Source organism: Pseudomonas sp. TE12508, from assembly GCF_056279485.1.
On sequence record NZ_JBWCCN010000002.1, the window covers coordinates 307,940 to 322,147 of the forward strand.

At 59.7% G+C, this 14,208-nt stretch carries 10 protein-coding genes; 8 read left to right on the forward strand and 2 right to left on the reverse strand.

All coding sequences use genetic code 11. The annotated features are described in order from the left end of the window. Positions 1-3: 3 nt before the first annotated feature. Entirely contained in the window at positions 4-540 is a 537-nt protein-coding gene (rloA, locus tag ACZ9IM_RS03745) for a retropepsin-like aspartic peptidase RloA (protein ID WP_007902103.1), read from the reverse strand. A gap of 301 nt (positions 541-841) precedes the next feature. On the opposite strand from rloA, the gene ACZ9IM_RS03750 reads away from it, so the two are divergent. From ACZ9IM_RS03750 to prpD, 6 genes are all read left to right on the forward strand, one after another. Next, positions 842-1,561, forward strand: a complete 720-nt coding sequence (locus ACZ9IM_RS03750; RefSeq protein WP_177319500.1) for a GntR family transcriptional regulator — start codon at positions 842-844, stop codon at positions 1,559-1,561. Continuing rightward, positions 1,558-2,448: a methylisocitrate lyase gene (gene prpB / locus ACZ9IM_RS03755; RefSeq protein WP_427625237.1), complete on the forward strand. Its 891-nt coding sequence runs from the start codon at positions 1,558-1,560 to the stop codon at positions 2,446-2,448. The genes ACZ9IM_RS03750 and prpB overlap by 4 nt, the downstream gene beginning before the upstream one ends. Before the next feature lie 184 nt (positions 2,449-2,632). After that, complete coding sequence (prpC, locus tag ACZ9IM_RS03760) at positions 2,633-3,760, forward strand: bifunctional 2-methylcitrate synthase/citrate synthase (RefSeq protein ID WP_123496385.1); 1,128 nt, start codon at positions 2,633-2,635, stop codon at positions 3,758-3,760. A gap of 204 nt (positions 3,761-3,964) precedes the next feature. Continuing rightward, a complete protein-coding gene (acnD, locus tag ACZ9IM_RS03765) occupies positions 3,965-6,559 on the forward strand; it encodes a Fe/S-dependent 2-methylisocitrate dehydratase AcnD (protein ID WP_427625238.1) in 2,595 nt (864 codons plus the stop codon). 52 nt (positions 6,560-6,611) lie between these two features. Next, entirely contained in the window at positions 6,612-7,802 is a 1,191-nt protein-coding gene (gene prpF / locus ACZ9IM_RS03770) for a 2-methylaconitate cis-trans isomerase PrpF (protein ID WP_427625239.1), read from the forward strand. A gap of 213 nt (positions 7,803-8,015) precedes the next feature. Beyond that, positions 8,016-9,500 (forward strand): 2-methylcitrate dehydratase, encoded by a 1,485-nt coding sequence (prpD, locus tag ACZ9IM_RS03775; protein WP_476223403.1) that lies wholly within the window; start codon positions 8,016-8,018, stop codon positions 9,498-9,500. 135 nt (positions 9,501-9,635) lie between these two features. On the opposite strand, the gene ppsR is transcribed toward prpD, so the two are convergent. Further along, positions 9,636-10,454: a posphoenolpyruvate synthetase regulatory kinase/phosphorylase PpsR gene (ppsR, locus tag ACZ9IM_RS03780; RefSeq protein WP_007902088.1), complete on the reverse strand. Its 819-nt coding sequence runs from the start codon at positions 10,452-10,454 to the stop codon at positions 9,636-9,638. A gap of 174 nt (positions 10,455-10,628) precedes the next feature. On the opposite strand from ppsR, the gene ppsA reads away from it, so the two are divergent. Then, entirely contained in the window at positions 10,629-13,004 is a 2,376-nt protein-coding gene (gene ppsA / locus ACZ9IM_RS03785) for a phosphoenolpyruvate synthase (protein ID WP_427625242.1), read from the forward strand. 193 nt (positions 13,005-13,197) lie between these two features. After that, the gene (locus tag ACZ9IM_RS03790; RefSeq protein ID WP_427625244.1) at positions 13,198-14,187 is read left to right on the forward strand and encodes an alpha/beta fold hydrolase; all 990 of its coding nucleotides are present in this window, start codon (positions 13,198-13,200) and stop codon (positions 14,185-14,187) included. Positions 14,188-14,208 lie beyond the last annotated feature (21 nt).

Consider the following 14,208-nt stretch of genomic DNA (forward strand, 5'->3'; position numbering starts at 1 on the left):
GAATTACTCTGCGGTATGTGCGTCGGTGGCGCAGGCGGGTTTGCCAGCAGCGTATTTAAGACTGGGGTCGACCAGCGCATCGAAGCGTTTGAGCGCTTCGGAGCCGATCAGGAGCGGGTATTGGAAGGCACTGCGGTCGGTCAAGTTCACTTCGATGCTGCGTAAAGCCGAACCCATGCAGATATCCAGCTCGATGACCGGACGGGCGGTGTACTTTTTGCCTTCTTCCGGGTCGTAGTCACCGGCCCGGCGCTTGATCTTGCTGACACGGGCCAGCGGTCGTTCGATCGGGTGCGAATGCGCGGCGTCGATAGCCAGATAGAAGCGCACCCAGGATTCGCCATTGCGTTTGAAACGTTTGATGTCGCGGGCACTCAGCGAAGCGGTTTTCGCCCCGGTGTCGAGTTTGGCGGCGACTTCCAGATTGATGCCGTCCAGCGAAGCGTACTCATTGAGGCCGTACACAGTCTTTTCCCCTGCCGCGGCGAAACCTGGCAGGCCAAAAAGACAAAGGAATGTGGTGAAGGGCTTGAGTCTCATAAATCCTGGTGCGCAGCGGTCCGTTCTTCAATTCAAGGCCCTGGCATTGCTGCACAAGCTCCCTCGTATGCCTATCCGTTTTTTATGACAGGCAATGCAGATGACAAGCAAATGCGGGCGGCATTCTAGCACGGTGGGTTTATGGCGCCAGCGCTGGCCGACGGCTATAACTTGAGGTGTTGCTTCCTTATGGTGCAGGGTGGTTATTAGACGATTGTCGACAATATCGAATTATCCTTTGACGTGACCGGCCATATTCGCTAGTTTTTGCGGCATTGGTTTTCAAGGTGTCGACAATATGCTGGATCAACTCGATCCCCCGGTCACGATTCAGGACGACTCGGAAACACTTTCCGAAAACGTCTTCCGACGCATTCAGGCGGCCATCGTCAAAGGCGAGATCGCCCCGGGGAGCAAGATCTCCGAGCCGGAGCTGGCGCGCACCTACGGCATTAGCCGCGGGCCGCTGCGTGAGGCGATTCACCGTCTGGAAGGCCAGCGCCTGCTGGTTCGCGTGCCGCACGTCGGCGCGCGGGTGGTGTCGCTGAGCCACGCCGAACTGCTGGAACTCTACGAAATTCGCGAATCCCTGGAAGGCATGGCGTGCCGTCTGGCGGCTGAACGCATGACGGTCGAAGAAATCGACGAACTGCGCCGGGTGCTCGAAACCCACGAGCGCGATGCGGCGTTTCAGGCCGGTGTCGGTTACTACCAGCAGGAAGGCGATTTCGACTTTCATTACCGGATCATCCAGGGCAGCGGCAACCGCACCCTGACCCAGATGCTGTGCGGTGAGCTCTATCAGCTGGTGCGCATGTACCGCATCCAGTTTTCCACCACACCCAATCGGCCGCGCCAGGCGTTTGCCGAACACCACCGAATTCTCGATGCCATCGCCGACCGTGACGGTGAATTGGCCGAGTTGTTGATGCGCCGTCACATCGGCGCCTCCAAACGCAATATCGCCCGTCACTACCAGGACGGCGCCAACCCGACAGCCACTGAACGAGGTGAGTCATGAGTTCCAACAAGAGCACTCCAGGCCAGCGTTTCCGCGATGCGGTCGCCAGCGAACATCCGCTGCAAGTGGTCGGCACGATTAACGCCAACCACGCACTGCTGGCCAAGCGCGCCGGTTTCAAGGCTATTTACCTGTCGGGTGGCGGGGTAGCTGCCGGCTCCCTCGGCGTGCCGGACCTGGGGATTACCGGTCTGGATGACGTGCTGACCGACGTGCGTCGCATCACTGACGTCTGCGACTTGCCACTGTTGGTGGACGTGGACACCGGTTTCGGTTCTTCGGCGTTCAACGTCGCCCGTACCGTGAAGTCGATGATCAAGTTCGGCGCGGCGGCGATTCACATCGAAGACCAGGTCGGCGCCAAGCGCTGCGGTCACCGTCCTAATAAAGAGATCGTCTCGCAGCAGGAAATGGTCGACCGCATCAAAGCGGCCGTTGATGCCCGCACCGATGACAGCTTCGTGATCATGGCCCGCACTGATGCGCTGGCGGTGGAAGGTCTTGAATCTGCGCTGGATCGCGCCGCGGCGTGCATCGAGGCCGGTGCCGACATGGTGTTCCCGGAAGCGATCACCGAGCTTGAGATGTACAAGCTGTTTGCCAGCCGCGTGAAAGCGCCGATCCTGGCCAACATCACCGAATTCGGCGCGACACCGCTGTACACCACCGAGCAGCTTGCTGCCGTCGACGTGTCCCTTGTGCTGTATCCGTTGTCGGCGTTCCGTGCCATGAACAAAGCCGCGGAAAACGTCTACACCGCGATCCGCCGTGACGGCACGCAACAGAACGTGATCGACACCATGCAGACGCGTATGGAGCTTTACGATCGCATCGATTACCACACCTTCGAGCAGAAGCTCGATGCGTTGTTTGCAGCGAAGAAGTAAAGAACAAAAGATCAAAAGATCGCAGCCTCGTTTCACTCGACAGCTCCTACAGGGCTGTTGTCGAACGGGGTCAATGTAGGAGCTGTCGAGCGAAGCGAGGCTGCGATCTTTCGGCATCACAAAGAACCTGATGAAACACAATTTGCCGATTCCCTGACAAATTCAAGAAAAACTGGAGACAGCAATGGCCGAAGCAAAAGTACTCAGTGGCGCCGGGCTCCGTGGCCAGGTTGCCGGGCAAACCGCACTGTCCACCGTGGGCCAGTCGGGCGCAGGTCTGACCTATCGCGGCTACGACGTTCGCGAACTGGCGGCTGACGCACAATTCGAAGAAGTGGCTTACCTGCTGCTGTACGGCGAACTGCCGACCAAGGCACAACTCGCTGCCTATACCCAAAAACTGAGCAAGCTGCGTGACCTGCCGCAAGCGCTGAAAGAAGTGCTGGAACGCATCCCCGCCGACGCTCATCCGATGGACGTGATGCGCACCGGTTGCTCATTCCTGGGCAACATCGAGCCGGAGCAGGACTTCTCCGAACAGCACGACAAAACCGACCGCCTGTTGGCCGCGTTCCCGGCGATCATGTGCTACTGGTATCGCTTCAGCCACGACGGCAAACGCATCAATTGCGTGACCGACGAAGCCTGCATCGGCGGCCATTTCCTGCACCTGCTGCACGATAAGAAACCGAGCGAGTTGCACGTCAAGGTGATGAACGTTTCGCTGATCCTCTACGCCGAACACGAGTTCAACGCCTCGACCTTCACCGCCCGGGTGTGCGCCTCGACGCTGTCGGATCTGTATTCCTGCATCACGGCGGCCATCGGCTCCCTGCGCGGCCCGCTGCATGGCGGCGCCAACGAAGCGGCGATGGAAATGATCGAGCGCTTTTCGTCGCCGGAAGAGGCGATCAAAGGCACCCTCGGTATGCTTGAGCGCAAGGACAAGATCATGGGCTTCGGCCACGCGATCTATAAGGACAACGATCCGCGCAACGAGGTCATCAAGGCCTGGTCGAAAAAGCTCGCTGACGAAGTGGGTGACACGGTGCTGTTCCCGGTCTCCGAAGCCATCGACAAGACCATGTGGGAACAAAAGAAACTGTTCCCGAACGCCGACTTCTACCATGCGTCGACGTACCACTTCATGGGCATTCCGACCAAGTTGTTCACGCCAATCTTCGTCTGCTCGCGCCTGACCGGCTGGGCTGCACACGTGTTCGAACAACGCGCCAATAACCGCATCATCCGCCCGAGCGCCGAATACGTCGGCGTCGAACAGCGCAAGTTCGTGCCAATCGAACAACGCTGACCGGGGGGGCACTGACGCTGGCTACTGAAGAAACCGGAAACCCTGTGGGAGCGAGCCTGCTCGCGATGACGGACTGACATTCAATATCAATGTCGACTGATACACCGCTATCGCGAGCAGGCTCGCTCCCACAGTGGGTTGTGTTCACTTCGGGAGCAGTGCCAGGCGCCCACCTTTTGAAACCACCGTGACCGAGTCCTGACGATGAACACAAAATTCCGCAAACCGCTGCCCGGCAGCCATCTGGATTATTTCGACGTCCGTGCGGCGGTCGATGCCATTTCGCCTGGCGCCTATGACACCCTGCCGTACACCTCTCGCGTGCTGGCGGAAAACCTCGTGCGTCGCTGCGACCCGGCCACGCTCACTGAATCCCTGAAGCAATTCATCGAGCGCAAGCGCGACCTCGATTTCCCATGGTTCCCGGCCCGCGTGGTGTGCCACGACATTCTTGGCCAGACCGCCCTGGTGGACCTCGCCGGCCTGCGTGACGCCATCGCCCTGCAAGGCGGCGACCCGGCGCAAGTGAACCCGGTAGTGCCGACGCAGTTGATCGTCGACCATTCCCTGGCCGTTGAGCGCGGCGGCTTCGACCCGGAAGCGTTCGAGAAGAACCGCGCCATTGAAGACCGTCGCAACGAAGACCGTTTCCACTTCATCAACTGGACCAAAAAAGCCTTCAAGAACGTCGACGTGATCCCGCCGGGTAACGGGATCATGCACCAGATCAACCTGGAGAAAATGTCGCCGGTGATTCAGGTCCGCGATGGCGTGGCCTTCCCCGATACTTGCGTCGGCACCGACAGTCACACCCCGCACGTCGATGCGCTGGGCGTGATCGCCATTGGTGTTGGTGGTCTGGAAGCGGAAAGCGTGATGCTTGGTCGCGCATCGTGGATGCGTCTGCCGGAAAGCGTCGGCGTCGAATTGACGGGCAAGCTGCAACCGGGCATCACCGCCACCGACATGGTGCTGGCGCTGACCGAGTTCCTGCGTCAGCAAAAAGTCGTCGGCGCGTGGCTGGAGTTCTTCGGCGAAGGCGCCTCCGCGCTGACCCTGGGCGACCGTGCGACCATCTCCAACATGGCCCCGGAATACGGCGCCACCGCCGCGATGTTCTACATCGACCAGCAGACCATCGACTACCTCAAACTCACCGGCCGTGAAGACGAGCAAGTGCAGTTGGTCGAGAACTACGCCAAGACCACGGGCCTGTGGGCTGACAGCTTGAAGAATGCGCAGTACGAGCGCGGGCTGAGCTTCGACTTGTCCTCGGTGGTGCGCAACATGGCCGGCCCGAGCAACCCGCACGCCCGTGTCGCCACGTCCGATCTCGCGGCCCAAGGTATCTCCGGCCAGTGGGACGACGTGCCCGGCCAGATGCCGGATGGCGCGGTGATCATCGCCGCCATCACCAGTTGCACCAACACCAGCAACCCACGCAATGTCATTGCCGCCGGCCTGCTGGCGCGCAACGCCAACAAGCTCGGGCTGACCCGCAAGCCGTGGGTTAAATCCTCGCTGGCGCCGGGTTCGAAAACCGTGGCGCTGTACCTGGACGAAGCCGGCCTGACCACCGAACTGGAGCAACTCGGCTTCGGCGTCGTGGCGTTCGCTTGCACCACCTGCAACGGCATGTCCGGCGCACTTGACCCGGTGATTCAGCAAGAGATCATTGACCGCGATCTGTACGCCACCGCTGTGCTGTCAGGCAACCGCAACTTCGACGGCCGGATTCACCCGTACGCCAAGAACGCGTTCCTCGCTTCGCCGCCATTGGTGGTGGCTTACGCCATCGCCGGCACCATCCGTTTCGACATCGAAAAAGATGTGCTGGGCGTGGTCAATGGCAAGGAAATCCGCCTGAAAGACATCTGGCCGAGCGACGAAGAAATCGACGCGGTGGTCAAGGCCTCGGTGAAACCGGAGCAGTTCCGTCAGGTGTACATCCCGATGTTCGCGATCCACGAAGACACCGGTCCCAAGGTCACGCCGCTGTATGACTGGCGCGAAATGAGCACCTACATTCGTCGTCCGCCGTATTGGGAAGGCGCGCTGGCCGGCGCTCGTCCGCTCAAGGGTATGCGCCCGCTGGCGGTACTGCCGGACAACATCACCACCGATCACCTGTCGCCTTCCAACGCGATCATGCTCGACAGCGCCGCCGGTGAATACCTGGCGAAAATGGGCCTGCCGGAAGAAGACTTCAACTCCTACGCCACCCACCGCGGCGACCACTTGACTGCGCAGCGCGCGACGTTCGCCAACCCGAAACTGTTCAACGAAATGGTTCAGGAAAACGGCAAGGTCAAGCAGGGTTCCCTGGCGCGGGTCGAGCCGGAAGGCCAGGTCATGCGCATGTGGGAAGCCATCGAAACCTACATGGAGCGCAAGCAGCCGCTGATCATCATCGCCGGTGCCGACTACGGCCAGGGTTCGTCCCGCGACTGGGCAGCCAAAGGTGTGCGTCTGGCGGGTGTGGAAGCGATCGCCGCTGAAGGTTTCGAGCGCATCCACCGCACCAACCTGGTGGGCATGGGCGTGTTGCCGCTGGAGTTCCAGCCGGGCACCGACCGTCACACCCTGGCCATCGATGGCAGCGAAACCTACGACGTGATCGGCGACCGCACCCCGCGTGCGACGCTGACGCTGGTGATCAATCGCAAGAATGGCGAACGCGTCGAAGTGCCGGTGACCTGTCGCCTCGACACCGCTGAAGAAGTGTCGATCTACGAGGCCGGCGGCGTGTTGCAGCGTTTCGCTCAGGACTTCCTTGAAGAATCGGCGGTTGCCGTTTAACACGACGAGCCGCGCGGGGGGTTAAGCCCCGCGCTGGCCGATAAGGATCTATATGGCTCACACACCCCAGATCAAGATTCCTGCTACCTACATGCGCGGCGGCACTAGCAAAGGCGTGTTCTTCAGCCTGAAAGACCTGCCCGAAGCGGCACAAATCCCAGGGCCGGCTCGCGATGCGTTGTTGCTGCGCGTGATCGGTAGCCCCGACCCTTACGACAAGCAAATCGACGGCATGGGCGGTGCGACCTCCAGCACCAGCAAAACCGTAATCCTGTCGAAAAGCCTCAAGGCCGACCATGACGTCGATTACCTGTTCGGTCAGGTGTCCATCGACAAGCCTTTCGTTGATTGGAGCGGCAACTGCGGCAACCTCTCGGCTGCGGTCGGTTCGTTCGCCATCAGCAATGGCCTGGTGGACGCCAGCCGCATCCCGCATAACGGTGTGGCAGAGGTGCGCGTATGGCAGGCCAACATCGGCAAGACCATCATCGCCCATGTGCCGATCACCAACGGTGAAGTGCAGGAAACCGGCGATTTCGAACTCGACGGGGTGACCTTTCCGGCGGCCGAAGTGCAGCTCGAATTCATCGACCCGGCGGCGGAAGAAGAGGGTGAAGGGGGGTCGATGTTCCCCACCGGCAATCTGGTGGATGACCTCGAAGTGCCGGGCGTCGGTACGCTCAAGGCGACCCTGATCAACGCTGGCATCCCGACTATTTTCATCAATGCCGAAGACATCGGTTACACCGGTACCGAATTGCAGGGCGCGATCAACGGCGACCTGAAGGCCCTGGCGATGTTCGAAACCATCCGCGCTTACGGCGCGCTGCGCATGGGGCTGATTCAGCATCTGGACGAAGCGGCCAAGCGTCAGCACACACCGAAGGTGGCGTTCGTCGCCAAACCGGCGGATTACATTGCGTCCAGCGGCAAGGCGATTGCGGCAACCGACGTCGACCTGCTGGTGCGTGCGCTGTCCATGGGCAAACTGCACCACGCGATGATGGGCACGGCAGCGGTGGCCATCGGCACGGCAGCGGCGATTTCCGGCACGTTGGTCAACCTGGCGGCAGGCGGTATCGAACGCAACGCTGTGCGCTTCGGTCATCCCTCAGGCACCTTGCGCGTGGGGGCCGAGGCCAGCCAGGTTAACGGTGAATGGACTGTGAAAAAAGCCATCATGAGCCGCAGTGCGCGGGTGTTGATGGAAGGTTACGTCCGTGTGCCGGGGGATTCTTTCTAACCCCAATCCAGACATACGCACAAAACCCTGTGGGAGCGAGCCTGCTCGCGATGAGGCCATAACATTCAACATCTATGTTGCCAGTCGCACCGCCATCGCGAGCAGGCTCGCTCCCACAGTTGACTGCATTTCAATAACAAGAATGGCGTCACCAACTAAGATTGATCCTGAACCGAGGTCCCATCAGCGAACCACTGACCGAGTGAATCGAACATGAGCGCCAACGTCGACCTGAACAACCGCCCCGACTACGACACGGTCCTGCAGGACATCGCTGACTACGTCCTCAACTTCAAAATCGAATCTCCGGAAGCGCTGGATACCGCCCGCAACTGTCTGATGGACACCCTCGGCTGCGGTCTGCTGGCCCTGCGTTTTCCCGAATGCACCAAACACCTGGGCCCCATCGTCGAAGGCACGGTCGTTCCCTTCGGTGCTCGCGTGCCGGGCACCAGTTACCGTCTCGATCCGGTCAAAGCGGCGTGGGACATCGGTTGCATCGTTCGCTGGCTCGATTACAACGACACCTGGCTCGCCGCCGAATGGGGTCATCCGTCCGATAACCTCGGTGCCATTCTCGCGGTGGCTGACCACCTGTCGCAAAAACGCCTGGCCAATGGCGATGCACCGCTGACCATTCGTGTGGTGTTGGAAGTGATGATCATGGCGCATGAGATTCAAGGCGTGATTGCGCTGGAAAATTCCTTCAATCGTGTCGGTATCGATCACGTCATCCTGGTGAAAGTCGCCTCGACCGCTGTCGCCGCCAAGCTCATGGGCGCCAATCGCGAGCAACTGCTGTCGGCGTTGTCCCATGCCTTTGCCGACGGCCAGGCGCTGCGCACTTACCGGCATGCACCCAATGCCGGGTCGCGTAAATCCTGGGCAGCGGGGGATGCGTCCAGTCGTGGCGTGCGTCTGGCGGACATTGCGATGCGTGGGGAGATGGGTATTCCCGGTGTGCTGACCGCCAAACAATGGGGTTTCTACGACGTGTTGTTCAGCCACTCCAACAACGACCTGGCGCTCAAGCCTGAAGACAAACGTGCCTTCAGCTTCTCCCGGCCGTTCGGCAGCTACGTGATGGAAAACGTGCTGTTCAAGATCAGCTTTCCCGCCGAGTTTCACGCGCAAACTGCCTGCGAGGCCGCCGTCACCTTGCACCCCTTGGTCAGGAATCGCCTGCACGAAATCGACAAGATCGTCATCACCACCCACGAATCGGCGATCCGCATCATCTCCAAGGTCGGCCCGCTGGCCAACGCTGCGGACCGCGACCACTGCATCCAGTACATGATCGCCGTACCCTTGGTGTTCGGTAATCTGGTGGCCGAGCAATATGAAGACGATTTCCACGCCGTGCATCCGATCATCGACGTGCTGCGCGACAAAATGGTCATCGTCGAAGACCCGCGTTTCACCCGCGAATACCTGGAGCCGGATAAACGCTCCATCGCCAATGCGGTGCAGGTGTTCTTCAAGGACGGCTCCAGCACCGAGAACGTGGTGGTGGAATACCCGATCGGCCATCGCCGTCGCCGCATCGATGGTATTCCGTTGCTGGAAGACAAGTTCAAAGCCAATCTGGCTACGCGCTTCACGGCTCAGCGCAGTGCCGAGATTTTTGCGTTGTGCAAGGACCAGGCTGCGCTTGAAGCGACTCCGGTGAACCGGTTTGTGGATTTGTTTGTGATCTAGGAGATCGAGTTATCGTTCTTCGCGAGCAAGCCTGCTCCCACATTGGATCTTTGTCGTACACAAAATCTGTGTTCGCTGAAGATCAAATGTGGGAGCGGGCTTGCTCGCGAAGGCGGCCTGACAGGCGCGGAAGAACTACTTGAACCGCCGCTCCACACCTTTCTCCACCAGAATCTTCGCCGAAATCTCTTCCACGGAGAAATGCGTGGAATTGATGTGGGCAATGTTCTCGCGGCGAAACAGATTCTCCACCTCGCGCACTTCGAATTCGCACTGTGCGTAGCTCGAATAGCGGCTGTTGGGCTTGCGCTCATTGCGGATGGCTGTAAGCCGGTCCGGGTCAATGGTCAGGCCGAACAGCTTGTGATGATGGGCGCGCAGGGCGGTTGGCAGTTGCAGGCGCTCCATGTCGTCTTCGGTCAACGGGTAATTGGCCGCGCGGATGCCGAATTGCATGGCCATGTACAAACACGTCGGGGTTTTACCACAGCGCGACACACCCACTAGTATCAGGTCAGCTTTGTCGTAATAGTGGGTGCGGGCGCCATCGTCATTGTCGAGGGCGAAGTTCACCGCCTCGATGCGCTCCATGTAATTGGAGTTGCCGCCGATGGAGTGGGATTTGCCGACGGTGTAGGAAGAATGCTCGGTCAGTTCCTGTTCCAGTGGCGCCAGGAAGGTCGAGAAAATGTCGATCATGAAACCATTCGAGGTCGCGAGGATCTCACGAATGTCCTGATTGACAATGGTGTCGAAAATAATCGGACGAAAACCATCGTTTTCGGCGGCTTTGTTGATTTGTTGTACCATGGCCCGCGCTTTATCCGCGTTGTCGATGTAGGGCCGCGTGATTTTGCTGAAGGTAATGTTTTCGAACTGCGCCAACAGGCTTTGACCTAGGGTTTCGGCCGTAATGCCCGTGCCATCGGAGATAAAGAAAGCAGATCGTTTCATTTGCACCTTGGGCCTTAAGCTAGTAACGATTCTTGGATATAGTAGGCGCGATTTGTCGGCCGCCAGTGGCCAGCATTCTCACTTATTTTCCAGGTCCAGGCCATACAGCCGGCAAATGCTCCCCCGAGTCGCCGGCTTCTGAGCTTTTCCAACACAGTTAGTGGAGAGATCACCTTGGTAGAGTACGTAGTTTCCCTCGATAAGCTCGGCGTCCATGATGTAGAGCATGTGGGGGGCAAGAACGCATCCCTGGGCGAGATGATCAGTAACCTTGCAGGTGCCGGTGTATCGGTGCCCGGTGGCTTCGCCACGACAGCTCAGGCGTATCGTGATTTCCTGGAACTGAGCGGTCTGAACGATCAGATCCACGCAGCCCTCGACGCGCTGGATGTCGACGATGTCAACGCCCTGGCCAAAACCGGCGCCCAGATCCGTCAATGGATCATGGAAGCCGAATTCCCCGAGAAGCTCAACGCCGAGATCCGCACTGCGTTCGCCACGCTGTCGGCCGGCAACCCTGACATGGCCGTTGCCGTGCGCTCTTCCGCTACCGCCGAAGACTTGCCGGACGCTTCCTTTGCTGGCCAGCAGGAAACCTTCCTGAACATCCGTGGTGTCGAAAACGTTATTCGCGCCGCCAAAGAGGTGTTCGCTTCCTTGTTCAACGACCGTGCGATTTCCTACCGCGTCCACCAGGGCTTCGACCACAAGCTGGTTGCCCTGTCGGCCGGTGTGCAGCGCATGGTCCGCTCCGAAACCGGCACTGCCGGCGTGATGTTCACCCTCGATACCGAATCGGGCTTCCGTGACGTGGTGTTCATCACCGGCGCTTACGGCCTGGGTGAAACCGTCGTACAAGGCGCGGTGAACCCGGATGAATTCTATGTCCACAAAGGCACGCTGCAAGCCGGTCGTCCGGCCATCCTGCGTCGCAACCTGGGCAGCAAAGCCATCAAGATGATTTACGGCGAAGTGGCCACGGCTGGTAAATCGGTCAAGACCATCGACGTGGACAAGGCCGATCGTGCACGTTTCTGCCTGAGCGACGCCGAAGTCAGCGAGCTGGCCAAGCAAGCGATGATCATCGAGAAGCACTACAAGTGCCCGATGGACATCGAATGGGCCAAAGACGGCGACGACGGCAAGCTCTACATCGTGCAGGCCCGTCCGGAAACCGTGAAAAGCCGCACCCAGGCCAACGTCATGGAACGTTACCTGCTGAAAGAAACCGGCACTGTGCTGGTGGAAGGTCGCGCTATCGGCCAGCGCATCGGCGCCGGCAAGGTGCGGATCATCAAGGATGTGTCCGAGATGGACAAAGTCCAGCCGGGCGATGTTCTGGTTTCCGACATGACCGACCCGGACTGGGAACCGGTGATGAAGCGTGCCAGTGCCATCGTTACCAACCGTGGTGGTCGTACCTGCCACGCGGCGATCATCGCCCGTGAGCTGGGTATCCCGGCCGTGGTCGGTTGCGGCAACGCTACCCAGCTGTTGAAAGACGGCCAGGGCGTGACCGTTTCCTGCGCTGAAGGCGACACCGGTTACATCTTCGAAGGCGAACTGGGCTTCGACATCAAGAAAAACTCCGTGGATGCCATGCCGGATCTGCCGTTCAAGATCATGATGAACGTTGGTAACCCGGACCGCGCCTTCGACTTCGCGCAGCTGCCGAACGCCGGTGTGGGCCTGGCCCGTCTGGAATTCATCATCAACCGCATGATCGGCGTGCACCCCAAAGCGCTGTTGAACTACGACGGCCTGCCACAAGAAATCAAAGACAGCGTCGACAAGCGCATTGCCGGTTACAACGATCCTGTTGACTTCTATGTCGACAAACTGGTTGAAGGCATCAGCACCCTGGCCGCTGCGTTCACCCCGAAAAAGGTCATCGTGCGTCTGTCGGACTTCAAGTCCAACGAATACGCGAACCTGATCGGCGGCAAACTCTACGAGCCGGAAGAAGAAAACCCGATGCTGGGCTTCCGTGGCGCTTCGCGTTACATCAGCGAATCGTTCCGCGACTGCTTTGAGCTCGAGTGCCGCGCCCTCAAGCGCGTGCGCAACGAGATGGGCCTGACCAACGTTGAAATCATGGTGCCGTTCGTTCGTACCCTCGGCGAAGCCAGCCAAGTGATCGATCTGTTGGCCGAAAATGGCCTGGCTCGCGGCGAGAATGGTCTGCGCATCATCATGATGTGCGAGCTGCCGTCCAACGCGATCCTCGCTGAAGAATTCCTCGAGTTCTTCGACGGCTTCTCCATCGGTTCCAACGACCTGACCCAGCTGACCCTGGGCCTGGACCGTGACTCCGGGATCATCGCGCACCTGTTCGACGAGCGTAATCCTGCGGTCAAGAAGCTGCTGGCCAATGCTATTCAGGCCTGCAACAAGGCCGGCAAGTACATCGGCATTTGCGGTCAGGGTCCTTCGGACCACCCTGATCTGGCCAAATGGCTGATGGAGCAGGGCATCGAAAGCGTTTCGCTGAACCCCGATTCCGTGCTGGAAACCTGGTTCTTCCTGGCTGAAGGTCAAGCTCCGGCCTGATGGTGTGGACGGGCCGCTCTCTGTGGGAGCGAGCCGGCTCGCGATGGTCGTAAACGATAACGCGTACTTGCTGGATAAACGCGTTGTTCTGGCGTCCTTCGCGAGCAGGCTCGCTCCAACACTGGCCGGCTCTTTTAGATATTCAAGTAGGGCGGGCTCCTCTGGATGCCGCCCTTTTTTGTGCAAGAGCATTATGCAAAGCAGCAGCAACCTATTTCCTGTCGCCCTGATCAGCGCCGAGCGGCGCGGTGATCTGAGCGAAGACGTCTATCGTTTGAAACCCGGCAACAGCCCCGACGGCACCGTCGAACTGGCTGTGACACGCCTGGGTCTGGCCGATGAGCCGACGGTGCGTGGCGTGCCGGTGATTCTGTTGCACGGCAGCTTTTCCAATCGACGTTTCTGGTTCTCTCCCAAAGGTTTGGGGTTGGGGGCTTATCTGACGCGTCTGGGGTTCGATGTGTGGATTCCGGAAATGCGCGGTCATGGGCTGTCTCAGCGCAATCAGGACTATCGCAAAAACCGCGTCGCCGACTACGCGCGTTACGATTTGCCGGCCATTGGCGCATTCGTTCGCGAGCAAAGCGGCCAGGTCCCACACTGGATCGGTCACTCGCTGGGTGGCATTACGCTGGCGGCGGCGCTGGGTGGAGAATACATCGGCGAGCCTGTCGTCGCGTCTGCCGCGTTCTTCGGTACGCAGGTCAGCCGTACCTATTGGCCGTTGAAGTTTCCACCGGTGGAGTGGAGCGGGCGCTTCATCCTCAAGCGGTTTGCTCAACTGTCAGGTTCACGCCTCAAGCGCGGCCCGGAGGACGAGCCGATTGGCCTGGCCCTGGAAAGCATGCGCTGGTACGGGCTGTTCGGGCGTTTTGGCGATGCCGACAAGGACTGGTGGGCGGGTTTGGCCGAGATTCAGTTACCGGTGTTGGCCGTGAGTGCCGCGGGCGATCATCAGGACCCGACCTGGGCCTGCCGCAAGCTGTTCGATCAGGTCGGCTCCGAGCACAAGCAATTCATCACCCTTGGCCGCGAGCAAGGCTTTGGCGATAATTTCGGTCATGTGGAAATGCTTGTCAGCAAATCTGCGCAAACTGAAGTCTGGCCGTTGGTGGCGCGTTGGCTGGCAGATCAACAGACGCCTTTGCTGGGTGGAAAGCCGGATTTGGCCTCGGCCGTTTGAACCTGATGCTCTAACAAGGGC

What these genes read in the sequence shown, in the direction of transcription:
- rloA (WP_007902103.1), bottom strand. Translation starts at nt 540, where the DNA reads ATGAGACTCAAGCCCTTCACCACATTCCTTTGTCTTTTTGGCCTGCCA.
- prpB (WP_427625237.1), top strand. Translation starts at nt 1,558, where the DNA reads ATGAGTTCCAACAAGAGCACTCCAGGCCAGCGTTTCCGCGATGCGGTC.
- prpC (WP_123496385.1), top strand. Translation starts at nt 2,633, where the DNA reads ATGGCCGAAGCAAAAGTACTCAGTGGCGCCGGGCTCCGTGGCCAGGTT.
- acnD (WP_427625238.1), top strand. Translation starts at nt 3,965, where the DNA reads ATGAACACAAAATTCCGCAAACCGCTGCCCGGCAGCCATCTGGATTAT.
- prpF (WP_427625239.1), top strand. Translation starts at nt 6,612, where the DNA reads ATGGCTCACACACCCCAGATCAAGATTCCTGCTACCTACATGCGCGGC.
- prpD (WP_476223403.1), top strand. Translation starts at nt 8,016, where the DNA reads ATGAGCGCCAACGTCGACCTGAACAACCGCCCCGACTACGACACGGTC.
- ppsR (WP_007902088.1), bottom strand. Translation starts at nt 10,454, where the DNA reads ATGAAACGATCTGCTTTCTTTATCTCCGATGGCACGGGCATTACGGCC.
- ACZ9IM_RS03790 (WP_427625244.1), top strand. Translation starts at nt 13,198, where the DNA reads ATGCAAAGCAGCAGCAACCTATTTCCTGTCGCCCTGATCAGCGCCGAG.